Consider the following 25,922-nt stretch of genomic DNA (forward strand, 5'->3'; position numbering starts at 1 on the left):
ACTGTCATCCGTACCGAACCTAGTCTTGGTTTTTGCCCGATGTAGCGCCAAAATCAAAGACAAGGAAGAACTCCCGGAAACTTTGCGACAGAACCAGTTAATGTGACAACACCTTCTCCATGCCTCGCTGATATTTCAGCACGTCACGACCCACATCGGATGAGCATGAGAATATCCGTCACACCTTCCCCGAAGCGGCGTATAGCATTACCCCGCCTCGGCAGCGTGGAAACCCATACCCGTGGATCATCACCAGGTCGATATCGTCCGGTGTTTTTGCAATACCCTCGTCAAGGATAGAGCGGGCTTCATCAGCCATGGCGCCCACCAGTACGTTTGTGATGTCGGTGTCACTGACCCGTTGACGTTCAGCCCCGGTTTCCCGCGCAACGGTTTCGATAAGGTTTTCGACCAATTCCGAAACCGACGCCTTACCCTCGGAATAGTCGTACCATCCTCCGCCGGCTTTGCGGCCAAGACGCTTGTGATCTTCGATAAGGCGATCCGCGACTGTTCTGAAAGTCTGGTGCTGCCGCGCGCGATTGCTGTTGGCATAGGCGATATCAAGACCTGACATATCCTGCGCCTCGAATGGCCCCATCGCCATACCAAACTCGCGCATTGCTTGGTCAATCTGAACCGGCGTTGCGCCCTGCAAAAGCAGCGTATGAGCGGCCTCGCGATAGCGTTTCAGAATACGATTACCAATGAATCCTTCGCACACACCGGACAGGACTGGGATCTTGCGTAGTGTCCTTGCCAACCGGAACGCCGCCCCCAAAGTGTCTTCGGACGTTTTATCGGCACGGATGACTTCCAGCAACTTCATGATATGGGCCGGACTAAAGAAATGCAGTCCCAGAAACCGATCGGGATGGCTTAGCTCGGCCCCCATTTCATTGACATTCAGGTAAGATGTGTTGGTGGCAAGGATGCATGTCTCGGGCAATACCGCTTCGAGTCGGGACAGAATATCTTTCTTGACTTCCATGTCCTCATACGCGGCCTCGATCGCCAGATTGGCCGGAGACAGTTGATCGTAGCCCGTAACATACGCCATGCGTGCGCCAATCGTCGCGGCGTTTTCCGGCGTTATCAGACCGCGCGACTGAGCCGCTGAAATTAGCGCCTCGCAATTCGCTTTCGCCTGCACACGGTTGGCCTCATCGCGCTCGACCACTTTTACAGATACGCCCGCGGTCGCCAAGGCATAGGCGATGGAGGCTCCCATATTGCCGCCTCCGACGACACAGGCAGTGTTGACTTCGCGACCATCATCGGGATAGCTGCGAGACCGCGATTGTGCAGCGCGCTCTGCAAAGAATACATGTCGCAACGCACGGGCCTGCTCTGATTTTCTGAGTGTCAGGAACGCTTTGCGTTCGTTCACCAATGCTGTGTCCAGCGGCTCTGTCGCTGCCGCTTCGATCAGGTCGATGGCCTGATGCGGAGCGGTCTGACCCGGCATCCGGCGCGTAGCCGTTGCACGGGCGGAGTCAATCTCGTCATCTGTTTGAACCGGCGCGGGAAGGTCGTTCGGACGCAGCAGTTCATCCAACTCGGACAAGGTCATCGACAAAGCATAGTCCAGCGGCGTGTCGGAGAGTGCCGTCACCGCGCCTGCGTCCAATGCGTCTGTCGCGGACAGCGTTTTGCCCGATACAATCACCTTAAGCGCAAGCGGTATCCCCACAAGACGCGGCAAACGTTGTGTGCCCCCCGCGCCCGGCACCAGACCAAGTTGAACTTCTGGCAGGCCCAGTCGCGCCGCCGGGCTCGCGATGCGCGCCCGGCATGCCAACGCGATTTCGCACCCGCCTCCCAGTGCGGCCCCTTCGAGAACGGAAATCGTGGGTATGGGCAGCGTGGCCAAGACCCACAGCACGTCGTTTAAATGCGGCGCTTCGGGCGGGCGCCCAAACTCACCCGCATCCGCACCGGCCACGAAAACGGAGCATGCGCTGGTCAAGATCAGACGATCAATGTCATGCTCCTTTGCCGCCTCGATACACCCGAGAAGTTCGGTCCGGACCTCCCGGTCGATCAGGTTCAAGGGAGGCGCGTTGAACGTGATAACCCCGGCCCGCCCACGGATTTCCAAGCAAAGTTTGGTCTGCATCACACGGTCATCCGTTCGATGGCCAGCGCTTCTCCCTGACCTACTCCGACGCACATCGTTGCAAGAGCCAAACGCGCCTCGCGTTCTTCCATCTCGATCAGGGCCGTGCCAATCAGCCGCGTCCCCGACATGCCCAATGGATGCCCCAGGGCAATCGCGCCGCCATTCGGGTTCACATGTTCTGCGTCATCCGACAGCCCCAACTCGCGCAAGACGGCTAGCGCCTGGCTCGCAAAGGCCTCGTTCAATTCAATCACGTCGAATGCTTCGATAGACTGGTTCAGGCGGGCCAAGAGCTTTTGCACCGCAGGCACCGGCCCGATCCCCATGACGCGCGGCGTAACACCCGCCGATGCTCCGCCGAGGATGCGTGCCCGCGGCTTCAGGCCATAGGCTTTACAGGCTGCCGCCGAGGCGATCAACGTGGCCGCCGCGCCGTCATTTACCCCCGACGCATTGCCCGCCGTGACCGATCCGCCCTGACGGAACGATGCTCTCAACTTGGACAGTTTTTCGAGCGAAACCTCCCTCGGGTGCTCGTCGCGATCAAAAAGGATATCGTCGCCGCGTCGCTGCGGAATAGTTACCGGCACAATTTCCTTGGCAAAACGCCCGCTGCTTTGGGCCTTGGCTGCACGCTCCTGCGAGCGGGCGGCAAAGGCATCCTGATCTGCCCGGCTGATGTCATAATCTTCAGCCACGTTTTCGGCGGTTTCAGGCATGGAATCGATCCCAAACTCGACCTTCATGCGCGGGTTAACCATGCGCCATCCGATCGTGGTGTCTTCTACCAATGCCGCCCGGCTGAACGCTTGTTCCGGCTTGGGCATGATAAAGGGCGCGCGGGTCATGCTTTCGACGCCGCCGGCGATCATCAGGTCCGCTTCGCCCGTCTTGATTTTGTTCGCTGCAATATTGACTGCCGCCAATCCCGAAGCGCAGAGCCGGTTCACCGTCAGGGCCGGGACTGTGTCTGGCAGCCCCGCCAGAAGCGCAGCCATGCGGGCGACGTTGCGGTTGTCTTCCCCTGCCTGATTCGCGCATCCCATGATCACCTCATCAATCTTTGCGGCGGGCATACCGCCATTGCGCTCCAGCAGTGTCCGCAGAACATGCGCGCCGAGATCGTCCGGACGAATGGTTGAAAGACTGCCGCCATATCGGCCGATCGGGGTTCGAATATAGTCAACGAGAAAGGCATCCATCGTGAAGGTATCCTATGTTGGCGCGTAAGCGCTGAGTGCTAAACAATGCAGCATCACAAAAACCGACATCTCACGATTCTAGCAAATCTGCACCAAATTTGGTCACATATTATGACCACAGCACCGCATCGAAATCAAAATGAATTTGCGTTCCGCATAGAGAAACTTCACAAGGTGCGATTACTATGCGGAACATAATTTTAAACAATTGCCGCTCAGCAAAAAAGAAAATTAATGGTGTACAAAATTGCTTCGGGTTGTTTGTCGGGGGATAAGCCTCTGTCTGGAAAGGCCCGCGCCAACCAAGGACACTTACATGCCAACCGATCCAGACGTTCTGAGCCAAATACTTGATACTGTTCGCCGATATGTCAGCGAACGCCTGATCCCGGCTGAAGAACTGGTGGCGCAAACCAACGCCATTCCAGACGATATTCTTGAGGAAATGAAAGAAATGGGCCTGTACGGCCTTTCAATTTCCGAGGAATACGGGGGACTGGGGTTTTCCATGGAGGACGAAGTCCGGCTGGTTTTTGAACTTGGTCGCGCCGCGCCGGCGTTTCGCTCTGCGGCAGGGACCAATATTGGCATTGGGTCCCAATCCATTGTGATCTCAGGAACTGACGAGCAAAAGCAGCACTACCTGCCCAAACTTGCCACCGGGGAAGTTGTCGGGTCATTTTGCCTGACCGAACCGGATGCTGGGTCTGATGCCATGGCGATCCGTACAGCGGCTGTTCGTGACGGGGATGACTACATCCTTAATGGCACGAAACGCTACATCACCAACGCGCCCAAGGCCCAGCTTTTCACCGTCATGGCCCGAACCGCGCCCGAGCGAAAATCTCGCAGCATCTCTTGTTTTCTTGTGGATGCGCAGACGCCGGGTATCACCCTGGGGCCGCCCGACAAGAAGATGGGCCAGTCCGGTGCGCTCACCAGTGACGTGATCTTTGAAAATTGCCGCGTGCCCGCCTCGGCGCTGCTGGGCGGTGAAGAAGGCAACGGCTTTGTCACCTCGATGAAAGTGCTGGACAAGGGGCGACTGCATATTGCGGCCCTGTGTACCGGGATTGCCGCGCGGCTGATCGAAGAAAGCCTCAGCTACGCCTGTGAGCGCGAGCAGTTCGGCCAAAAGATTATTGATTTCCAGATGATTCAATCCATGATCGCGGATAGTCAGGCCGACACTTATGCCGCGAAAACCATGATCCTTGATGCGGCGCGACGGCGCGACTCAGGCGAAAATACGACCCTGGTCGCTGCCAGCGCCAAAATGTTCGCGTCGGAAATGGTGGGTCGAATTGCCGACCGTGCTGTGCAGATCCATGGCGGAGCTGGATATATGTCGGAATATGCGGTGGAACGGTTTTACCGCGATGTGCGGCTCTTTCGTATATTCGAGGGCACAACCCAAATTCAGCAAGGCATCATCGCCCGCACCCTAAAGGCCCGGTTCGAAGACACCGGCACCTATGAATTATGAGCGTTCCAGGGGGAACCGTCGCTCAAGCGGCGGCGCGGGCGGAAAACGCCAAACATGCGGTGGGCAGGCAAGCGACCCGCGACATCCCATTGCGGGCGATGCTTCAGTGCAAGCAGAGCCCGGCCCCTGTGCCTATGTCCCGAACAGCACTTTGGTGCTACGCAGTGTCAAGATCGTCTATAACGTGGTCATTGCGCCGGGTGAGGCGCTCGACCCGGCGCTTGATCCCAAGCAGTTTATATCCAAGCAGGTGCTGTTTTTCAGGCGGCAGCAACGCAGCAGGCGCACCGCAGGTCAGGGCATAGATCCATGCCCCATCCAAGGATCGGATCGGCACCGAAACCCCGTTGATATCCGTAGCCCAACTGCGGTAGGCGGTGACAAACCCCCTGTCTTCGACCTGGTTGAACCCTGCATTTATGCGTTCCAGCAACCGGTTCCAATTATCCCCATGCCGCTCGCGCAGCTTGTGATAGATGAAATCGCGTTCCTTCTCTGGCAAATGGGCCAACAACGCCGTGCCTGTCGCAGTACCCGCCAAAGGCAGGCGCGATCCAACATCCAGCTTCAATGTCATCAAGGTGGATTTGCTGTGACACACTACCATCTCAAGTGCATCCAGCCTGTCCCGTTTGGCCAGCGAGGCATGCACATTATAGGTATCGGCAAGATGCTGAAGCTCGGGACGCAGCATTTCCCCCAGCGTAAAGGGCAGCCGTGCGGCAAAGCCCAGCGTCAGAACAGGCGCACACAGCCGGTATTGTCGCCGGCGGCCTGAGCGATAGAGATGCCCAAGCTGCTCAAGACTGCGCACGAAACGCACGACTGTCGGCTTGGGCAGGCCGGCTATCCCGGCGATTTCCGAGACGCTCATCCAGACCATGTCAGACTTTGCAAAGGTCTCAAGGATCATCAACCCGCGCGCCAAGGCCTTTACGAAATGACGGTCTTGGGCCACATGTCCCGCCTCAAACCTCTCTCGTGCGAAATCGCGAGGGGATTTAGCATTTTGCGTCTCGGGGAAACGGCCGATCTCGGCGTGGTCAGCCATCTCTGAAAGTCGCTCCAATCTGGTCCATTCCGTTGCTGATGTCGCTCGACAGGATCATAAGTTCTGGCCCCAATGTTTCTATATAATGATCACGGCTTTGGTTGCGTTGTCGCGCGCCGCAATTTATGGCGGTGACCGATTTACCGCGATCCAGCCACAAGGGCGCACCCACGGCGTATATTTCGGGCCGCCACGCACCAAATGAAACCGAGTACCCGACCTTGCGCGTGTCCGCGATTTGTCCGGGCAGGCTCGTGAGGTCGTCTTCGGGATAGTAATCCGCAACCGCGTCCAGATGCCCTGCCTGCTGATCCTCAGGTAGCGCCGAAAGATAGGCCACTCCAATTGCGGATTTATGCAGCGGAACCAACGTGCCTACACTCAGGCGCATCGTTGCCGTTTCGTGCCCGGCACAATAGCAAACATAGATCATTTGATGACCATGCCCGACGCCGATCGCCACGGATGTTTGATGCTTCTGCGCAAAATCCATCATAAGGGGCTCGGTCACGCGGGCCAGCGTAAGCGAGCGCAGATATGCATTCCCCAGCTCGGTGACATTATCGTCGAGATGGTATTTGCCCTGCATACCGGGCTGCCGCAGATATCCCAATTTGACCAGAGTTCGACTGAGACGGGTGACGGTGGCCTTGGGCAAGCCCGTGCGTTCCGTCATTTCCTTGTTGGTCATAGGCGCCTGACGCGAGTGAAACGCCTGAAGAATGCTCAACCCACGGGACAGAGATATGATTTCGGTTTTTTCATCACTTCCCTCAGGCATTATCATCCCTTTTCTCTACGCCCTTGCCGGATAGGTGCCCGCTTTTCAGGATTACCATGCGGACCTTCCTGCGCATCTTTGCTTGCGCAAACGGTTCCGTATACGTTGCGCTTCTGTCAGTCCTGCACCGCCCCCGGCGGCATAGCGGTGAGCGTTGATCACTCTCACTGAGAACGGGGTATTGGCCACAATAATGCGCGAGGATCCAGGCATGCTATCGCGCAATGTTACCGCACGGGCAGAACAAAATAACCTCTGTATCGCACAGTGATAGAAACCCTGTCAACTATGGTTGCCAACCATAGTGCAGAGGGTTCTGACTGCGGCACTATCAAGCAGGGACGCAAAAGGTCCGCTCAAGGTCATAATCCTGCATGAGCAAGCCTCGGGGAGCGTCATCCCCGCTCACATTGCAACAGACACCAGCTAAACAACTGGCGGAAAAACGGTGGGTATCCCACAGAAACTGCCGTTACCTTCACGATCAACGCTTCTTTGCGCCGTAGCTTGCGGAGAGGCCTTCTGCCGGGTCAACCACGACACTGTAAGGAGTAATTGGATAACGCAGCCCGGTCTTGTGCAGCCCTTTCAGGCCGTCAATGCCACTCAAGAATTCATCTGGCGGCATGGCAATCAACAGCTCGTCATCCGCGACCCCGCCGAACCGTCTTTCAGCGTAGCAGGGGATCGAAATGCTGGTTTCGCGTGTTTCAAGCGCCCGACCCCAACTATCGGCACAGGCGCTTTCACCCGTGATCGAGAGGTCATACCGTTTGTAGTTCTTTCGTTGCAACCCGTTAACGAACAGGATCATCTGACCCGGTGTCGCGTAAAACATGCAGATGTCAGGGGGATCGAGCCGGGCGTTACGAAGCGGCGATGCGACCAAACCGCTATACCGTCCGGGGGGAACACGCGGCATCTGCGCCTGATGCGCTCGTGCTGCCTCTCTGTTATCGAACCAAACCCCGTCCATCTTTTCGCCGCTGAGATAATTCTCGCCCGGAACGTTAAGGCCAACGACCCCGCCGCAGTTGGAATTGGGTAGAAGGTTGTCGTGCACAATGCCAAGTGTCGTGCCATTGTAGCGCGATTGCGTAACAAGCTGACAGGTAGAGAAAACCTTTCCATCGCGTGGGGTGCGGATCCCCTTGGTAAGCATCATCTCGTCCACATACTCGAACAGTTTCAGCCCGATCGGCAGAGTGCGCAGTTTCAGCAGGTCCACGAGTTCGGCTGTGGCCGTGGCCAGGGTCGCAGCGCCCGCGGTTTCGCCAGTCGTTTGAGTTTCCATGAAACAGTGCCTTCTTTCAGATTGCGAGGTCAGGGGCGCGTCAGGACAGGCCTAGGGAGCGAAGCTGGCGTAGCCAACGTGTCAACCACCAGCCGATCTGTGGCGGTATGTTGTGCCCGGCCTGATTCGGGTCGAGAGTCTGGCTGGCATGTTCGGGCCAATTCGGATTGTTCAGCGCGCCCCGGCCAATCGCGATCATATCAGCATCGCCTGCGTCGAGAATGGCTTCGCCCTGTTCCGGCGTCAGGATCAGCCCCACCGCCATAACCGGCAGGCTGGCATGGCGCTTGACAGCAGCGGCATAAGGAACCTGAAATCCCGCGCTACGCAGCAGGTTCTTGGCACCCGGCGCCGTCGCCGAGGCCGCCAGACCGCCAGACGAGCAATCCACAAGATCGACTCCGGCATCCCGAAGCAGATCGGCAAGCCGTAGTGTATCCTCAAGTTCCCATCCACCTTCCATCCCATCCACCGCGGAAATGCGCACGAAAAGGGGATTCCCGGCAGGCCAGATTGCACGCACAGCGCGAACAATCTCCAGAGGCAAGCGGCAGCGGTTCTCAAAACTACCGCCCCACTCATCTTCACGTATGTTGGAGAGCGGCGACAGAAAGGAATGCAGCAGATAGCCATGTGCAAGGTGAAGTTCGACCACGTCGAAACCGGCCCGTTCGGCCCGTTTGGCAGCGGCGCACCAAGCCTCGATCTGTGCAGTCATATCCTGTGGCGTCATCTCGCTCGGAGTTAACCAACCGTCGTTACTCGGAATGGGGCTGGGTGCGATCACTGACCAGGGCAATTCTCCCCGCGCATGATCCTCGGGTCCAAGTGCGGCATTCCCACGCCAGGCACGCTGCATGCTCGCCTTACGGCCTGCATGAGCGAGTTGTATGCCGGGAACCGAGCCGTTCGCCCGCAGGAAATCCGAAATCCGTCGCAATGGCGCGATCTGATCGTCGTTATAAATCCCGAGATCACCGTGGGAGATCCGGCCGCGTTTCTCAACGGCCGTCGCTTCTACCATCACGAGACCCGCCCCCCCGATGGCAAAGCGCCCCAGATGTACAAGATGCCAGTCGTCGGCCAGTCCGTCGGTCGCGCAATACTGACACATCGGTGAAATCGCTATGCGATTGGGGAATTCAACCTCGCGCAGCCGGAGAGGCGTAAAGAGCAGTGGTGAGGAATCGGATGTCACGGTGCGTACCTTCTCATTCTGAAGCGGGAGCGGCGACGCGCACCAGAGGCTGCCCTGACGCCACGGTATCGCCTGCCGTACAAAGGACCTCCTCGACGGTACCATCGCTGTGGGCGAGAATGGCGTTTTCCATTTTCATCGCTTCGACAACGGCCAGGACCTGCCCTTTCGTAACCTCTGCGCCGGCTTCGACCAACACGGCCGAGACGACACCGGGCAAGGGGGCAACAGCCGTTCCGGACCCCCCCCCGAGCATGTCGTCGACGATGTCGGGCCGCGCAAGAACATTGCGCCAGCCGTCAATCTGGGTGTCGTACCCATCGGCGGTGGCGGCGGCTGTCCACTTCCGATTGTTGATAGTACCAAGCCACGGCATGCCGGGCGATCCGGCCTGTGAAATCTCTACGCGAAACTGCTTGTCACCGATGGCCAGTTGCGCCTGATCACCGTTGCGCGCAAGCACGCGAACCGAACAGGGAGTTTCCTGCTGCAACACAGTCACGGTGCCCAGTTGCGCCTCGGGTGAAAGCGTCTGGCGGTCAAACCCGCCCCGCCCCTGTTGCCCAAACCAGGGAGAGGCACAGGCATCCGAATGTGGCGGCCGAATGAGTTCAAGAGCGGCAGCAACCGCCGCAGTTTCATCCCCGGGCGCACTTGCAGTCAGAGCTTCGATCTTACGTGCAATCAGACCCGTGTCAGCGGTCCCGGCAATCACATCGGGATCGGTCAGAAGGCTGGCCAGAAAGCCGATATTTGTGGCAACCCCGATGAGTTGCGTGTCAAGGAGGGCGGCGTGCAGAGAATGTCTCGCGGTTTCGCGGTCGGGTTCGTGAACGATGATCTTGGCAATCATCGGATCGTAAAACGCCGGAACTTCGCCGCCCGACATCACGCCCGTATCCACGCGCGCGCTATCGGGCCAGCCCGCATGGCTCACATACCCGGGTGCGGGGCGAAAATCATGTAACGGATCCTCGGCGCAGATCCGTGCCTCCATCGCATGACCCCGTGCAACAATCGCGTCCTGCGCCAAGGGAAGTCTATCCCCGGCCGCCACCCGCAATTGCCATTCAACAAGATCGAGGCCGGTAATCGCCTCGGTGACCGGATGCTCGACTTGCAGGCGCGTGTTCACTTCGAGAAAGAAGAACTCATCCTTTTCAGGGCTGTAGATAAATTCGAACGTACCTGCATTGCGATATCCAAGCGCCTCTGCCCCCTGCACCGCAGCCTTGCGCATCGCAGAGCGCGTCGCGTCGGAAATATTGCTAGCAGGCGCTTCTTCGATCACCTTTTGGTGACGCCGCTGCAAAGAACATTCACGTTCAAACAGGTGAACGACATTGCCGTGACCGTCTCCGAAAACCTGAATTTCAATGTGGCGCGGACTGGTGATGAAGCGTTCAATTAACAGCCGACCATCACCAAAGCTGGCCTTTGCCTGCCGGATGGTGGCTTCGGTGGCTTTGATTAGGTCGTCAGGATTTTCGATGACGACCATACCTTTGCCACCACCCCCGCCAGTCGGCTTGAGCAGCACCGGAAATCCCGCTTCATCGGCAAGTTCTACAAGTCGCGCCGGATCTTCGCTGGCCACATCGCTGCCTGGCACCACCGGCACACCGGCGGCCCGCATCATCGCTTTTGACCGTGCTTTGTCGCCCATGGCCTCAATCGTTTCAGGCCGCGGACCGATAAAGGCTAGGCCCGCATCTTCGATTGCATGGGCGAAGGATGCATTCTCAGACAAGAACCCGTAACCCGGATGTATGGCCTGACAACCAGTCGCCTTGGCGGCCTCGATAAGCTGATCCGCATTGAGGTAGCTTTCGCTCGACGGTCCGGCTCCGATACAGACCGTTTCGGCGGCACCTTCAAGATGTAGCGCCCCCGTATCCGCCACTGAATAAACAGCGACATATTCAATACCCAGAAGGCTGCACGTTCGGGCAATCCGGCAAGCGATTTCGCCACGGTTGGCGATAAGAATACGTGAGAACATCTTCATATCCTAAATACACCAAAGCGCGTTTCCTTGCTTGGCCCTCCAGCAGCCATAGCCAACCCCAATCCAAGCCAGTCGCGGGTTTGTTGGGGGGTGATGATCGAATCCACCCACATCCGTGCCGCTGCATAGAGCGGCTGGCTGCATTCCTCATAGCGCTTGAGGATCGGTTTCTTGAAGGTCGCCTGCGCTTCGGGGTCGAACTCTTCGCCCTGATTGTTCAACTGTGCCTCACGCACCAACGCCAACACCGTGGCCGCCTGTTCACCGCCCATCACAGATGTACGCGCGTTCGGCCACATCGCCATCAAGCGGGGGCCAAAGGCGCGCCCGCACATGGCAAAATTGCCGGCGCCGTAGCTACCGCCGATGATGACGCTGAACTTGGGTACAGCCGCACAGGAAACGGCATTCACCATTTTCGCACCGTGGCGCGCAATGCCATCAGCCTCATATTCCTGACCGACCATAAAGCCATTGATGTTGTGAAGAAAAACGAGGGGGATGTTACGCTGGCAACATATCTCGATGAAGTTTGCGGCCTTCTGGGCGCTCTCCGAGAACAGCACCCCATCGTTTATGAGTACTCCAACTGGGTAGCCACCAATCGCGCCTGTGCCACAGAGGATCGTTGTCCCCCAGCGGGCGCGGTATTCGTCAAACCGGCTACCATCCAAAATCCGTGCCAAAATCTCACGGGGACGGATCGGTTCACGAGGATTCGCGCTGATCAGACCGGGAAGCTCTGCCGGATCATAGAGCGGTTCTTTAGGCGCGAGCGGCGGACCGGCCGGCGTAGCACCCGGACTGCGCGCTACAATATCGCGCACGAGGCGCAAAGCATGCTCATCGTCATGCGCAAGGTGATCTGCCACAGCACTCTGGGTTGTGTGAAGATCGGCACCGCCCAGAGACTCCGCATCAATTTTGACGCCTGTGGCCGCCTGAACAAGTTGTGGTCCACCAAGGAAGATCGTGCCTGTGCCGCGGACAATCACGGTCTCGTCGCACATCGCTGGTATATAGGCCCCGCCAGCGGTGCATGACCCCATGACAGCCGCGATCTGTGGTAAACCCAGCGCCGACATCTCTGCGATGTTGCGGAAGATCATGCCAAACTGGTTTTCATCGGGAAAAATCTCGTCTTGAAGGGGCAGAAACGCGCCACCGGAATCGACCAGATAGATACAAGGCAAGCCGTTTTCACGGGCAACCTGCTGAGCGCGAATATGTTTGCGGATGGTGATCGGATAATAGGTTCCGCCCTTCACGCTGCCATCATTGGCAACAATCATCACCAGCCGGCCACTGACCATGCCGATACCGGTTACGATGCCGCCGGAATAAATCGTGCCGCCATACATGTCATGGGCGCCAAACTGGCCCACCTCTACAAAAGGTGAACCGGGGTCCAGTAGTCGATTGATCCGAATACGTACCGGCAGTTTGTCGGCCTTCTTCTTTCCCGAACCAGCCAGGATCGCACTGCGCGCTGTTTCAATAGCCTCCAACTGCACATCAAAGGCAGCCTGATTGTTGCGAAACGCCTCCGAGGCGGGATTTATCTCTGACCGAAAGACGCTCATGCGTTGTCTCTGTCCACCGGCAGCCGCAGAATGGCGTTTCCAAGGGCTTTGCCGGTCTGGTCCAGCCGCAGGGTGCGCGTGGCACCGCCTCCTAATGCGGCCTCCATATAAACAACCACGGATTCAATATTGTCCATTTCATAGATGGCGATGTGGCCTTTCACCCAGTCACCAAACAGATCACGCACCTTGTCCTCTGTAACGCTGCGCTTGATCCGCGGGTAATCTGAGGGCGTACGGGCAATGACGCCAATGGTTACGGTGTCGCCTTTGTCACCCGAGCGGACATAGGCGATATCGGCCAAAATTCGGCTCATGAGTTCAAATCTCCAGAAGGGTGACAGATTGGGTGACGGCGGCATGGTCGATCAGGGTTGGCCAGACGGCCACCACAGGGCGCGGTTTGGAAGGTGTTCCAAAAGCCGACCCGCCTGGCCCCATGATCCAAAGCTGGGTACAGGCACGGCGGATTTTGTCGGCTTCGCTGCGCGAGCTGGTTTTGACCGCAACACGCAGGCCGATTTCGTTCAGATCGGGGATGTCGGTGTCTTTGGTCGTCGGGCCATGAAGTGTATCAAGACCGACAAAGCTGAACAGGATGTCGTCGGCCTGAAGCCCGAGACGTTCAAACCGTTCGGTGAGGGTTTGCCGCGCCTTTACGGCACGCTCATACGCGCGCGGCCAAGGGAACATGACCATGCCCTCTCCGATCCAGCCATCCTGATAGCCGACCACCAGCTTCAGACGTTCCGGAATGCCCTTGCCGCGCACACCGCTGATGCGAACCCGGTCATTCCCGAGATCTTCAAGCGTCAGAGTCGTGAAATCAGCGATGCCATCCGGCATTATGTAATTGGCAGGATCCGCGATTTCATAGACAAGGTGTTCCTTGACCGTGAAACTGTTCACCTTGCCCCCGGTGTCTTCGGGCTTGGTAATCACGAATGTGCCATCGCGCGAGAATTCGACGATGGGAAAGCCGACCATACCCATTTGCGGCATTTCATCAAAGCACGAGGACATGCCACCGCTGCACGCCGAAGCACATTCGACAATGTGCCCGGCCGTGATCGCCGATCCAATCAAATCCGCGTGTGCTGTTTCCTGACTCCAGCCAAATTCGTGCATGATCGGTCCCACATAAAGCGCATTGTCCGACACCCGCCCCGTGACCACCACGTCCGCTCCTTCGGCAAGCGCCTGACGGATGCCAGAGCTGTCGGTATAGACATTGGCCGCCACGACACGCTCGCGAAGTTCACCAAAACCGTCCTCGCCTGTTTCCATATTCAGAAGAGGTTCGCCAGCATCAACCAGTTCATCAATCCGCTCGACCATGTCGTCACCTTCGACAACAGCGATGCGCAGGCCGGCAAGGCCGAGTTCGTCAGCCAGAAGGCGTAGCTGTTCACCAGCTGCCCGCGGGTTCACGCCACCGCCGTTGCAAATGATGCGTGTGCCCGATTTACGCGCCAGCGGTAACAGCGTGCGCATATGGTCGATCAGGTCGGGGATAAAACCGGCATCTGGATTTTTCATCTTCATGCGCTGCAACAGCGCCATGGTCAGTTCGGCCAGATAATCCATACATAGATAATCCAGCTTGCCTTTGCGCAGACTTTCCTCTGCCGGATCAATGGCGTCCCCCCAGAAACCGGACCCCGAACCCAAACGTACAACATCTTTCATTTTTCAGCTCCGTTTCTCAGGCTAGCCGCGACTGGCGTGTGATTTTTCGAGAAATTGACCCAGCCGCGCCTTGTGCTCACGACTGCGGAAGGCAAAACTCTGTAGATAGGCCTCGTATTCCAGGCTGGCATCAAAGGACGTCTCGGCCCCACGTCGCAGCGCGGTTTTGGTGATGGTACTGCCGCGACGGGACTGCTTCGCGATCAAGGCTGCGGCCCGGTTTGCGGAGCTCAACAACTCAGCCGACGGCACAACATCCACAAAGAGACCGAGGTCGCGCCCGAGTTCTGCATCTATCACACCACCTGTCTGCAGGTAATAATGCGCCCGTGGCGCGCCAAGTGCGCGCAACAGCAGCGTCGGCGCGCCCATATCCGCCGCTGAAAGCCCGATCCGCGAGAAGGCAAAGTGATAAGCCGCCGCGTCGCTGGCAATTGCGAAATCACAGGCTAGGGCAAGGCACGTACCGCCCCCTACAGCAGGGCCATTCACAGCCGCAATAATCGGTCGGTCGAAATGATAGATCCGCGAGATCAGCCTGTTATAGCCGAGCACCAGATCAAACTCCCATTCAGGGTCTGTCTCTTCTGTGCTCATGATTTCATTGAGATCGCCACCGCCGCCAAAGACCGGCCCTTTCCCTGTCAGGATGGCCACGCGAATTTCGGGGTCGGCCTCGACCTCGTCCAGCGCCGCCAACAAAGTGGGGGTAAATTCAATACCCTGCGCATTGCGCTTGTCCGGGCGGTTCAACGTGATGGTTGCTATGCTACCATCTTTTGAAACAAGGACATCCGGTGTGGTCATATTACTATCCTAAATGTAGGGGTCAGAGTGCCTGGCGGCCAAGAATCTCGCGGGCGATCACGAGCCGCTGGATCTGACTGGTGCCCTCGCCGATTTGATACATCTTTGCATCGCGTAGAATACGCTCGATCGGGAAGTCGCGCATATAGCCGTAGCCACCGTGAATCTCGACCGCCGCATTCGCAGCTTTGAGCGAAGCCTCAGCGGCAAGAAACTTGGCCATCGCACCCTCGGTTTTGATCGGAAGTCCTGCATCATACATGCGTGCCGCATTCAGCGTCAGTTGCCGCGACGCCTCGATTTCGACGGCCATCTCTGCGATTGGCCACTGGATACCCTGAAAACCCGCGATCTTTCGTCCAAACTGTTCACGTTCCTGCGCATAGCTGACAGCTTGGTCGAATGCGGCTTGTGCCAAGCCGACAGACAGCGAGGCAACATTGACCCGGCCACGATCGAGCGTCTGGGCGAATTGGCGAAAGCCCTCGCCCTCAGTACCGATCATGTTCTGCGCGGGTACGCGCACATCGTCAAAGAACAGCATCGCTGTAGGAGAGCCGTTCATCCCCATTTTCTTGTCCTGCGGTCCAACGGAAAAGCCGGGCATCCTCTTTTCGAGGATGAACGCCGAAATGCCCCGCGATCCGGTGCCTTCGGATGTCCGGGCCGTCACAACGAAAATGTCGGCGACGGTGCTGTTGGTAATAAACGCTTTGGTCCCGTTCAGAACGAAATCGTCGCCATCTCGTTGCGCCGTGCTCTTGCAGCCCGCCGCGTTCGACCCGCCGGATGGTTCGGTCAGTCCGAAAGCCCCGATGCTGGCCCCGCTGGTCAGCGCAGTCAGATATTTTTGCCTATGATCGTCGCTGCCATGATCCGCGATGACCGACGAGGCAAGGCTGATATGGGCGTTCAGGGAACTCCCGACTGCACCGCTTGCACGCGACACCTCTTCAAGCAGCAAACAAACCATGACGGCGTCACAGCCCGCCCCACCATACTTCGGATCATAGGGTGCGCCGAGAAATCCCAACTCAGCCATTTCAGCAAACAACTCTGCCGGAAACTCGGCAGTCCGATCAATCTCTGCAGCTTGTGGCGCAATGCGTTTATCGCAAAAGCGTTTCACGGTTTCATGAAAGACCATCTGGTCTTCGGTCAGAAAATAGCGATGGGTATCCATTTTAATCCTTTGCGGTGTTCGGCAATGTGTCGCGCAATACATGACGACGGATCTTGCCAGAGGCCGTCAGCGGCATCTCGTCAATCAGGTGGATGACGCGCGGTACCTTGTAGCGGGACAGTTTCTCGCGGCAGTAGGCGATTATTGCATCCGGGTCGGGGGTCATTCCCGGCTTGGGAACAACAAAGGCATTGATTACCTCACCGCGGATATCGTCTGGAATACCGACGACGGCACATTCTCTGACATCGTCGATCTCATGGATGACATTCTCGATTTCCTTGGGGAATACGTTGAACCCGTTGGCGACGATCATATCCTTGGTGCGGTCGAGAATCCGGATTACGCCAATCTCATCGATAACGCCGACATCGCCGGTATACAGCCACCCGTCCACGATGGTCTTGGCCGTCAATTCCGGCTGGTTCCAATACCCCAGCATGAAGGTGTCAGAGCGGAAACAAAGCTCACCCGGCTCATTGACCGGCATGGCTTTCCCATCTGGCCCGACCGCACGCACCTCGAACCCGGATAGCGGCTGTCCACAGGAGTCGGATGCCAAATCGTCGGAGGCTCTCTGGACGCTGGCCACCGGTGATATTTCGGTCAGGCCATAGCTTTCCACCACGTTAATGCCGAATTGCTGCGCCAACATATGTTTAAGGCGAACGGACACCGGCCCACCGCCCACATCAATCAATCGCAGGCTTGAGACATCATGCCCCGCGACGACCTCGTCGCTGAACAAACGGGCAAACATTGTCGGAACCCCGGCAAGAAAGGTGACACCGAAGCGTTCGATACTTTCAGCCGCCGTCGCTTCATCAAATTTCTTGAGGATCACGGTGCTGTTTCGCATCACTGCCACATGGATGAAATCGAAGGCAAAACCGAAGCTTGAGAACAGCGGCAAGAGAGTCATCGACCGGTCTCCCGGTCGATACCTCAGAGCCTCGGTCACGGCCTTGCCGTTTTGCACGATGCCATGATGGGAAAGCAAAATGCCTTTAGGCTGCCCGGTCGTGCCAGAGCTATACACCATCATCGCGGGGTCATATTCGTCAAAGTCCTGATTAACAGGAAGCGGATCGGCAGCGGCGACCGCCTGCTGATAATTCTGCCAATCCGACGCCTCGGCGTCAGCCAAAAGCCGCAGCTTGAGATCGGCGATAGCAGGAACGTCTGCAAGCCGCAAAAGATACGCGGCCCCGGTAACGATACCCGAAGGCTTGCAGTCGTCCATAAGCGCAGCGATTTCAGGTGCTGTGCTATGAAAATTCACCGCAACCCCGACAGCCCCGGCGATTGAGCATCCAACAAAGAATTCGATCGCTTCACGGCTGTTTTCCAACAGGCTAAGCACCCGGTCCCCCGGCGAAATACCCGCTTGGGAAATTACCGACGCCAGACGAGAAGCGCGATCAAACACCTCGCCATAGCTGGCCGAGGTGCCATCTTGAAACAGCAAAAAAGGCGCGTCACGACTATCTTCAGCGGCGGCCTGCAAGATGCGGTCTATCCTGTTTTGAGGCATGATCATGTCCATTTTCTCTGACCAAACGGTCCATACGTTGCAAAAAGACGGGCCGTTCGTGTTTATCTCAAACGCTCATGCGCTGCCCGCCATCGACGACATAGGTTTCGCCAGTGATGAAACGTGCTTTGGGTGACGCCAGAAAGGCAACAAGATCAGCCACCTCGGATGGCTCACCGATCCGCCGTTGCGGTATGCGTTTTAAAACGTGCTGCGACAGCTTCGGGTCATCGAGTACGCGCGCCGAAATATCACTGCGCACATAGCCCGGCGCCACGCAGACCACCCGAACTCCCGACGTGGCCCATTCGGCAGCCAACGCGCGCGTCAACCCTTCGACTGCGGCCTTCGAAGTGCAATAAGATGCGGCAGATGCCACCCCCAGCGCGCCAAACATTGAACCAATGTTGACAACACACCCCTTGCTTTCGCGAAGATGCGGGTAGGCAGCGCGCGCCAGCAGGAAATGCGACACCAGATTTATATCCATCACCGCCCGAAACGAAGCAGCATCTGTGTCTTCTGTTCGCTCCTCCCGCATCACACCGGCATTATTGACCACCAGATCAATGCGACCATGAAGCGCCACAGCTTCGTCGACATATGCCTCAAGTGCCGCATCGTCGGACACATCGCCGATATGCGCCGTAGCTGTGCCACCGCCCGCTTCGATCTGGGTGATGGTTTCAGCCAAGGCCGCCTTGTCCCGCGCCAGACAAGCCACCTTGTAGCCTTCCTTCGCCAAGGTCAGAGCAATGGCCCGGCCAATGTTTCTGCTTGCGCCAGTGACAAGAGCAACGGGCACGGTCATAGCGTCGCATCCGGCAACAAAAGCGCGCCCTTGTTCAGCCATTCGGCCCCGTCGATTGTCAGAACTTCGCCATTCATATAGTTGGCCGCGTCCGAGCACATGAACATCCCTGCTTCAACCGTCTCTTCCAAAGTGCCGAAACGGCCCGTCGGAATCCGATCCATGAGGTGCTGTCGCGCTTCATCTCCGGGCCAGAGCTTTTCACGGGACTGCTCGGTGTCGACAAAGCCCGGACACAGGCAATTTACCTGAACGTTGCGCCCGCCCCATTCGACAGCCAGCGTTTTAGCCATGGCGATCAAACCCGCTTTGGCCGAGGCGGAATGGACCGTTCCAGGGCCGCCGACCCATGCATAGCTGGCTGTGACGTTCATGATCTTGCCAGAACGCTGCGGCAACATATGGCGCGATGCGGCACGCGCACAAAAGAACGAACCATTCAGAACGATTCCGACCACGGCAGTCCAGCCGTTGGCGGTGATGTCTTCGGCGCGGGCAATGAAATTTCCGGCGGCGTTGTTGATCAGAATGTCGAAACGCCCAGTCTCATCGACCAGCCCGTCAAAGCCTTTTTCGACGGCATCATAGTCGCGAATATCAAGCGGCATGACGACTGAGCGCCCGCCAATGTCGCGAATTAGGGACGCTGTCTCTTCCAATGGCTCGGAACGACGCCCCACCAGACCGACGGTTGCGCCCAATTCGGCCAATCGAAGGGAAAAAGCCTGGCCTAAACCTGTGCCTGCACCGGTGACAACGGCAACCTTTCCCTCGAATGAATCAAAACCTTTCATTCTTCCTCCTGTCCTGATTGCGACGGCGCACGCACCGTCGATACACCTACTCTATTCAAAACCTTGATAAGCGGTCTGTCGCGGCCCTGTCAACCAAATTAAAATAATGTTCCGCACAATGAAATTAGCGATTTTCACCCTGCCATATATTTGCGTTCACAACAGTCAAGTACTTTACAAAAGATGCGCGCGATCGGCTGCCGCATAGATGCCAGTGGTCATGGCTCCGGCCTCATAAGCATCTATGATCTCGGTGCCGGCGTTGTCGTTCTCTGTGGTTACCAGTGTCGCGTCCTGCGGCGTAATTTCTCCAGCGATGATCAGTACCCCATGCTCCACCGCAGCCAGCTGGTCGCGCCAGTCATCCGCTTGTGTGATTACCTCAACGCCAAGCGCCGCAAGCCGATTGTGCGACACTTCACGATAGCCCGGATGCGCATCATGCGCGACATCACGCATTGCGGTCACAAGACGCGTCTTGCGCCCGGCTGTGGCAAGACGAATAGCGGCCTCGGTGGTCGCGACATCACTGCCAAAGACCACGCATTTTTCATCCCGGTCGTCCAACCCGTCCCGACCAAGGATGGTGGCGGCGGGCACTGCATCAGGGCGGATTCTAAGGATGGCTGCGGTCAGGGGGAGTTTCCCGGTTTCGCGCCAAACCAGATCTGCGAGCGACTCACCGGGCTCGACGGCGCGCGCACCCGCGCTTTTGGCACGAAGCCATGCGGCCTCGGTTGTTTCACCGTATTCCTGCATTCCCGGCACTCTGGAGCGCCATCCCTGCATCCCGCCAAATGACTCGGGTCGAACCACAAGTTCCACCCTATGCCCACGTTCCGCCGCGACCCAGGCCGCTGTCAGGCTGGCAAGAGAGCTGCCCTCGATACGCAGATGCAGCGGTTTCCCGGTAGGTGTGAATCGCCAGCGCGCCTCGTCTCCGATTGCCGGGTTAACCGGGCAGATGGTCTGCGGGCGCGAAGATCGGCCTAGGCAGATATTACACCCGATGCAGAAAACCGTGGTGTCCTCACGACCGGCACGAGCCTTGGCAGGCAGGTCGGGATCGGCCAGCGAGGCGCGCCCGAAGGCTGCCAAATCCATATCTTTGCGTGCCAGCGCCTGTTCCGCGACCTCGGGGCGTTTTAATCGACCAACGCCCATCACCGGAATCGAAACCGCTTGTTTGACCCGACGTGCAAGCGGTAACCAGCGCCCCTCGTCTTCGCCTGTAATCATCGACAGGCGATTGAAGGACTCATAGGTCCCGACCGACGCCGAAATGGCCTGAACGCCGGCCGCCTCAAGGGCAACTGCGATCTTGCAGGTCTCATCGGGGGTCAGCCCATCGACCACGAACTCTTCCACACTGAGACGGACGCAAATGGGAAAGTCCGGCCCGCATTTCTGACGGATAAGGGCGATAATCTTTAACAAGAACCGCATGCGGTTCTCCAGACTTCCGCCAAAGTCATCTCTTCGTTTATTGGCGTAATTCGACAGGAACGCGGCGACCAGATAGCCATGGGCGCCGTGAATTTCGACCCCGTCGAACCCCGCCTGCTGTAGCCTGAATGCGGCGGCGGCAAAGGCATTCACCAACATTTCGATCTGCTCTTCAGTCAGTTCAAGCGGCATTTCCCGATTGAGCGGACAAGGAATTGGTGAGGGAGCAAGCAGCGGTTGGCCCGTAATCTTGCTGCGTGTCTGGCGGCCCGCATGGCTGATCTGGCCAAACAAAAGCGCGCCGTGGCCTTTGACAGCCTTGGCAAGACGCGCCAGATGTACAATACGTTCATCGGTATCCGCCATACCCATGCGGGGCATCACCCGGCCAGAGGCATGAACGCCCAGGTTTTCAGTCACGATCAGGCCGAAGCCACCCGCCGCCCGCGCTTCAAGATAGTTGATGAGGCGGTCACCGATATCACCGTTTATTTCGGCGAAGTTCGTCGTCAAAGCGGGAACGACGAACCGATTGGGAACCTCCAGATTGCCGATACGCAACGGCGAGAAGAGATGAGGAAAATGCGCGTTACTGTCGGTCTGTGTCATTGGCGGACCCCGGTTTTAGCAATTCGGCAAAGGCGATCTCAACTACACGATCAAAGCAGTCCCATCGTTTTCGCGATGACGTGCAGCTGAATTTCGTTGGTGCCCTCACCGATCCACGCCTCAGGCGCATCGCGGAAAAGCCGCGCAATCTTCATGCCTTCCATGTAGCCAGCGCCACCATGCAAGAGCATTCCGGTGGTGGACGCATTCACGGCCAGTTCGCTGGCCAGAAACTTGCCCATCGAGGCTTCGCGGTCGCATTTTTTATTACTCATAAACAGACGGGCGGCGCGATAGATCATCAGGCGCGCAGAATCCGCACGCACCCGCATGTCAGCCACTTTGAAAGAGACCCCCTGAAATTTGGCAATGGGCTGACCAAAGGCTTTTCGCTCCTTGGCATATTCCTCGATCAGCTCGCAGGCTTCCTCGCCAATGCCAAGGCCACGATTGGCAACCAGAATACGCCCCTCAACCAGCGTGTCTTTAAGTTGGCGAATTCCTTCGCCGTGCGCGCCCAAAATGGCAGAGGCAGGCACGCGTACATCATCAAACGAAATCAGTGCGGTTGAGGACGAATGATTGCCCACCTTGTCCAGCAAAGTCCGCTGTATACCCGGATCGTCAGTGGGTACCAGAAACAGAGTGAGCGAATCCTGTGCGCGGTCCTCTCCGGTCCGGGCTGCGACCAGAATGAAATCAGCGATCGTGCCGTTGGTGATGTAAAGCTTCGAGCCGTTTATCACATAGTCGTCACCGTCACGGCGCGCGACCGTGCGAATGCCGCGAATATCGCTACCCGCATCAGGTTCAGTCAACCCAAAGGCCCCGATCATCTCGCCCGTCAGCCCCGGTGTCAGATAACGTTCTTTCTGCTCATCCGTACCAAACCGCATCAGCGGGGTCAGAGCAAGGTGTTGATGGGCGAATACACCGGCCGAAATACCAGCCGACGCGCGGGTTAGTTCCTCATAAAAAATGCACCCGATCAGCAAATCCCCGCCACCACCGATCGGGTCGGGAAAATTGACTGCGAGATAGCCCTGCTCACCCAGCAAACCGTAGATTTCCCGTGGAAAGCGATGTTCTGCCTCTGCCGACTCCGCAAGAGGTACAAGACGGTCCTGAACAAAGCGCCTGAACTGCGCACGAAACTCTTCGTGCTCCAACTCGAGGCCGAAATCTCGAAACTCGTCCATTTGCAGTCCTCACCTTTCCACCACGTTTTCTCGACTCATAGAAACTAAAATAGTGTTCTGCAAGATGAAACTGGTGCTTCGGGCCGACTTGATGCAAACTGGCTGGAGTGGCGCTATTGTCTGTTTGAACCATTTCGTTTGAGCTACACACAGTCTCACCAGATATTTGCAGGACGGATCAGGCTATGCAGGCAGTAGATAAACCGAACGCTATAATCTCGCTGGAACGGGGATTGGATCTTTTGCGCGCTTTCAGGTGCGAGGAAAAATCGCTTGGAATTCATGACCTGTCCCGACTCACCGGGCTGCCCAAAGCCACTGTGGCGCGGCTTGCTCATACATTGGTAACGCTGGGATACCTGGGGCAGACCCATTTTCAGGGCCGGTATCACCTTGCAGACAAAGTGTTCGATCTCGGCACATCATTTTTGTCCAGCATGCCGGTTTGTCGAGTGGCAGCGCCTGTGCTTCAGGACATCGCTGATCAGTTCAACATGTCCACCGCGTTGGGAATTGGCGACCAGGCCGATATGGTCTATCTGGCCTATTGCCGTGGCAAGGATACTGTCACGTTGCGAATGCGCACTGGCGCCCTAATCCCGATGGATAAAACCGCCATGGGCAGAGCCTTCCTTTGGGCGATTGGCCCTGAACAACGCGCGTTTCACTTGAAATGTATCGAAGAAAGCGGTGCCGACATGGCCGTTGTCGCTGAGCATATCGAAAAGTCGACCGCCGAAATCGAGGCAACGGGGTTTTGCACTTCGTTGGGTGACTGGCGCCGCGATATCTATGCGGTTTCGGTTCCACTTGTCATAGACAACGGCAAAACTGTACTTGCGATAAACTGCGGCGCTTCGCGTCACGGGCTCGGGCTCTCGATGTTCCGTGAAGAAATCGGGCCAACCCTGAAAGTCGCAGCGCGTGAGATCAACAACACGATGGAGGAACTACGATACAACTTCTGGAATGACTAAAGTTCGTCGCGGGCGTTTCGAACCTAAACTGCAGCTCAGACTGAATGACTACCGGCTGGCGCCGGTAGGATCAGTGATGTGCTGTTCCAGGTACCGAAGTACGATGTCTTCAGTGATGGCGCCGTTGGTTGCGTATTCCGGGATGATGCGCCCACCGATTCCGATTTGCTGCGCCCACCCGTTCCGATTTCATCCGCCCACCGATTCCGGGGGATCCGCCCACCCCTGTGACGTGCTGCTGCGAGGCAATCTGTAACCGGCTACCTTCCGCCCTTTTGGCACGAAGGAAGCCCGATGAAGAGATTGCCGATGCGGAAGATACGAGATATTTTGCGGCTGTCAGCCGAGGGTCTGTCGACGCGCCAGATTGCGGCGAGCCTGGCGATTGGGCGGACAACCCTTCGGGGTTACCTTGATCGCGCTACTGAGTTGGGTCTGGGCTGGCCGCTGCCACCAGAGATGTCCGATACAGACCTTGAGCGCCTGATTTATCCCCGGACGGCGCGTGATGTTTCAAACCGAGCGACCCAGCCTGACTGGGCGCATGTCCACCGCGAGCTGCGCCGCAAGGGCGTGACGTTGTCGCTGCTGTGGGAGGAATATCGCGCCGATCACATCGAAGGCTACGGCTATTCCCGGTTCTGCGAGCTTTACACGCGGTGGGAAGGCAAGCTGTCGCCGGTGATGCGGCAGCGTCATCCGGCGGGCGAACGGTTGTTCGTCGATTACGCAGGGCACACGATCGACGTGATTGACCCTACGACTGGCGAGGTGCGCCCGGCACAGCTGTTCGTCGCGACCCTCGGGGCCTCAAACTATACCTTTGCGGAGGCGACGTGGACGCAATCGCTGCCGGACTGGATCGCGAGCCATGTGCGCGCCTTTGACTTTTTCGGGGGCGTAACGGCGCAGATCGTGTCCGACAACCTGAAGGCCGGGGTCACGAAGGCTTGCTTTTATGATCCGGCGATCAACCGGACCTACGCGGATATGGCCAGGCATTACGACACGGCCCTGGTGCCCGCGCGGCCGCACAAACCGAAGGACAAGGCAAAGGTCGAGGGGGCGGTTTTGTTGGTTGAGCGGTGGATGTCGCGCTGAAAGCGCGCCATTTGGCTTGAGGCGCACCTTTGGTGCGATTGCGCGATTGCGCAATCGCCAATTCTTCAGCCTCGCAGAGGTGAACGCGGCCATCCGCCCGCTGCTCGACCGGCTCAACGACAAGACCTCGCGCCATCTCGGCGCCAGTCGCAAGCAGTTGTTCGAACAGTTGGACAAGCCGACCCTGAAGCCGCTGCCGATGGCTCCTTACGTTTATGCGGAATGGAAGAAGTGCCGCGCCGGGCTCGATTACCACATCGCCATCGACAGGCATTATTACTCGGTGCCCTATCAGTTGCTGAAGAAAGAGCTGTGGGCGCGCATCACCACGCGCACGGTCGAAGTTTTCCATGCCGGGCAGCGTGTTGCATCGCATGTGCGCACCTCCGGCAACGGGCAGCACTCCACACAGCGCGATCACATGCCTGCGCACCACCAGTTCCGTGAGGACTGGACGCCACAACGCATAACGGCTCGGGCCGCCCGCATCGGACCGAATGTCGCGACATTTGTCGAGGTCGTGATGCGGGACCGCACGCATCCTGAACAGGGCTATCGGAGCTGCCTTGGCGTCATCCGTCTGGCCGACAAGTTCGGCCGGGATCGCCTGGACGCTGCCTGCAAACGCGCCTTGGAGGTCAACGCCAGATCCTACTCATCAGTCCATTCGATCCTGAAGAATGGGCTCGATCGCAAGTCCCGCACCCGCGCCACGGAGGAGCCTGCCATCCCCCACCCCAACATCCGTGGTGCCGATTACTTCCATTGAAAGGATACGTCATGCTTACCCATCCAACCCTCGATCACCTGAAGGCCCTGCGGCTCGATGGTATGGCCGAAGCGTTCTGCGAACTGCAATCTCAGGACGGCGCTGCTGAGCTTAGCCACGCCGAATGGCTTGGCTTGCTGGTCGACCGCGAGGTCGCAAGCCGAGAAACCAAGCGCTTTGAAGGGTTCTGTCGCAAGAAATCTATTGACCCGAGAACGGGCGATTGCTGGACGCAATTATGCTGCAAGCGCCGCAAATTGCTGAAAGCCGGTGGCCCC

General features: G+C 57.8%; 20 protein-coding genes and 2 pseudogenes. 4 read left to right on the top strand and 18 right to left on the bottom strand.

The genetic code is table 11. From position 1 onward, the window contains the following. Nucleotides 1-178 precede the first annotated feature (178 nt). Together ACSSVY_RS20705 and pcaF are read right to left on the bottom strand one after the other, a co-directional pair. The gene (locus tag ACSSVY_RS20705) at nucleotides 179-2,119 is read right to left on the bottom strand and encodes an FAD-dependent oxidoreductase (protein WP_454271764.1); all 1,941 of its coding nucleotides are present in this window, start codon (nucleotides 2,117-2,119) and stop codon (nucleotides 179-181) included. After that, nucleotides 2,119-3,324 carry a 3-oxoadipyl-CoA thiolase gene (gene pcaF, locus ACSSVY_RS20710; RefSeq protein WP_454271765.1) on the bottom strand — a complete coding sequence of 402 codons (1,206 nt, stop codon included), beginning with the start codon at nucleotides 3,322-3,324 and terminating at the stop codon, nucleotides 2,119-2,121. Before pcaF ends, ACSSVY_RS20705 begins: the two co-directional genes overlap by 1 nt. Nucleotides 3,325-3,640: 316 nt before the next feature. Here pcaF and ACSSVY_RS20715 point away from each other — a divergent pair, with 316 nt between their 5' ends. Then, complete coding sequence (locus tag ACSSVY_RS20715; RefSeq protein ID WP_454271766.1) at nucleotides 3,641-4,810, top strand: acyl-CoA dehydrogenase family protein; 1,170 nt, start codon at nucleotides 3,641-3,643, stop codon at nucleotides 4,808-4,810. Nucleotides 4,811-4,967: 157 nt separating this feature from the next. Here ACSSVY_RS20715 and ACSSVY_RS20720 read toward each other — a convergent pair whose 3' ends face one another. The 15 genes from ACSSVY_RS20720 to ACSSVY_RS20790 form a co-directional block, all read right to left on the bottom strand. Continuing rightward, nucleotides 4,968-5,861 (bottom strand): IclR family transcriptional regulator, encoded by an 894-nt coding sequence (locus ACSSVY_RS20720; RefSeq protein WP_454271767.1) that lies wholly within the window; start codon nucleotides 5,859-5,861, stop codon nucleotides 4,968-4,970. Then, on the bottom strand, nucleotides 5,854-6,648 hold the full coding sequence (locus ACSSVY_RS20725; RefSeq protein ID WP_454271768.1) for an IclR family transcriptional regulator: 795 nt from the start codon (nucleotides 6,646-6,648) through the stop codon (nucleotides 5,854-5,856). Before ACSSVY_RS20725 ends, ACSSVY_RS20720 begins: the two co-directional genes overlap by 8 nt. A gap of 478 nt (nucleotides 6,649-7,126) precedes the next feature. Further along, nucleotides 7,127-7,936, bottom strand: a complete 810-nt coding sequence (locus tag ACSSVY_RS20730) for a DUF169 domain-containing protein (RefSeq protein WP_454271769.1) — start codon at nucleotides 7,934-7,936, stop codon at nucleotides 7,127-7,129. Nucleotides 7,937-7,976: 40 nt separating this feature from the next. After that, nucleotides 7,977-9,134 (bottom strand): NADH:flavin oxidoreductase/NADH oxidase, encoded by a 1,158-nt coding sequence (locus tag ACSSVY_RS20735; protein ID WP_454271770.1) that lies wholly within the window; start codon nucleotides 9,132-9,134, stop codon nucleotides 7,977-7,979. Between the two features lie 13 nt (nucleotides 9,135-9,147). Next, nucleotides 9,148-11,136 (bottom strand): acetyl/propionyl/methylcrotonyl-CoA carboxylase subunit alpha, encoded by a 1,989-nt coding sequence (locus ACSSVY_RS20740; protein ID WP_454271771.1) that lies wholly within the window; start codon nucleotides 11,134-11,136, stop codon nucleotides 9,148-9,150. A 2-nt stretch (nucleotides 11,137-11,138) separates the two neighbouring features. Next, nucleotides 11,139-12,725, bottom strand: coding sequence for a carboxyl transferase domain-containing protein (locus ACSSVY_RS20745; protein ID WP_454271772.1), 1,587 nt, complete (start codon nucleotides 12,723-12,725; stop codon nucleotides 11,139-11,141). Then, nucleotides 12,722-13,030, bottom strand: coding sequence for an AtuA-related protein (locus ACSSVY_RS20750; protein ID WP_454271773.1), 309 nt, complete (start codon nucleotides 13,028-13,030; stop codon nucleotides 12,722-12,724). The genes ACSSVY_RS20745 and ACSSVY_RS20750 overlap by 4 nt, the downstream gene beginning before the upstream one ends. Before the next feature lie 16 nt (nucleotides 13,031-13,046). Continuing rightward, the gene (locus tag ACSSVY_RS20755) at nucleotides 13,047-14,414 is read right to left on the bottom strand and encodes an acyclic terpene utilization AtuA family protein (protein ID WP_454271774.1); all 1,368 of its coding nucleotides are present in this window, start codon (nucleotides 14,412-14,414) and stop codon (nucleotides 13,047-13,049) included. Nucleotides 14,415-14,435: 21 nt separating this feature from the next. Beyond that, nucleotides 14,436-15,221 carry an enoyl-CoA hydratase/isomerase family protein gene (locus ACSSVY_RS20760; protein WP_454271775.1) on the bottom strand — a complete coding sequence of 262 codons (786 nt, stop codon included), beginning with the start codon at nucleotides 15,219-15,221 and terminating at the stop codon, nucleotides 14,436-14,438. A 22-nt stretch (nucleotides 15,222-15,243) separates the two neighbouring features. Beyond that, nucleotides 15,244-16,404: an acyl-CoA dehydrogenase family protein gene (locus ACSSVY_RS20765; protein ID WP_454271776.1), complete on the bottom strand. Its 1,161-nt coding sequence runs from the start codon at nucleotides 16,402-16,404 to the stop codon at nucleotides 15,244-15,246. Nucleotide 16,405: 1 nt separating this feature from the next. Further along, on the bottom strand, nucleotides 16,406-17,950 hold the full coding sequence (locus tag ACSSVY_RS20770) for a class I adenylate-forming enzyme family protein (protein WP_454271777.1): 1,545 nt from the start codon (nucleotides 17,948-17,950) through the stop codon (nucleotides 16,406-16,408). A gap of 55 nt (nucleotides 17,951-18,005) precedes the next feature. Then, nucleotides 18,006-18,791, bottom strand: a complete 786-nt coding sequence (locus ACSSVY_RS20775; protein ID WP_454271778.1) for an SDR family NAD(P)-dependent oxidoreductase — start codon at nucleotides 18,789-18,791, stop codon at nucleotides 18,006-18,008. Next, nucleotides 18,746-19,543 (bottom strand): SDR family oxidoreductase, encoded by a 798-nt coding sequence (locus ACSSVY_RS20780; protein WP_454271779.1) that lies wholly within the window; start codon nucleotides 19,541-19,543, stop codon nucleotides 18,746-18,748. The genes ACSSVY_RS20775 and ACSSVY_RS20780 overlap by 46 nt, the downstream gene beginning before the upstream one ends. 174 nt (nucleotides 19,544-19,717) lie before the next feature. Beyond that, nucleotides 19,718-21,598, bottom strand: a complete 1,881-nt coding sequence (locus tag ACSSVY_RS20785) for an oxidoreductase (RefSeq protein ID WP_454271780.1) — start codon at nucleotides 21,596-21,598, stop codon at nucleotides 19,718-19,720. Nucleotides 21,599-21,648: 50 nt separating this feature from the next. Beyond that, on the bottom strand, nucleotides 21,649-22,797 hold the full coding sequence (locus ACSSVY_RS20790) for an acyl-CoA dehydrogenase family protein (RefSeq protein ID WP_454271781.1): 1,149 nt from the start codon (nucleotides 22,795-22,797) through the stop codon (nucleotides 21,649-21,651). Nucleotides 22,798-22,982: 185 nt separating this feature from the next. Here ACSSVY_RS20790 and ACSSVY_RS20795 point away from each other — a divergent pair, with 185 nt between their 5' ends. Further along, on the top strand, nucleotides 22,983-23,774 hold the full coding sequence (locus ACSSVY_RS20795) for an IclR family transcriptional regulator (RefSeq protein WP_454271782.1): 792 nt from the start codon (nucleotides 22,983-22,985) through the stop codon (nucleotides 23,772-23,774). Between the two features lie 48 nt (nucleotides 23,775-23,822). On the opposite strand, the pseudogene ACSSVY_RS20800 reads toward ACSSVY_RS20795, so the two are convergent. Further along, nucleotides 23,823-23,903 (bottom strand): annotated as a pseudogene (locus ACSSVY_RS20800) (IS200/IS605 family transposase); the annotation flags it as partial. Nucleotides 23,904-24,068: 165 nt separating this feature from the next. Here ACSSVY_RS20800 and istA point away from each other — a divergent pair. Next, nucleotides 24,069-25,644, top strand: a pseudogene (istA, locus tag ACSSVY_RS20805) (IS21 family transposase). A gap of 11 nt (nucleotides 25,645-25,655) precedes the next feature. Then, the coding region (locus ACSSVY_RS20810; RefSeq protein WP_454271783.1) for an ATP-binding protein at nucleotides 25,656-25,922 on the top strand (267 nt) is incomplete at its 3' end.

The organism is Roseovarius sp. MBR-51 (assembly GCF_053628575.1).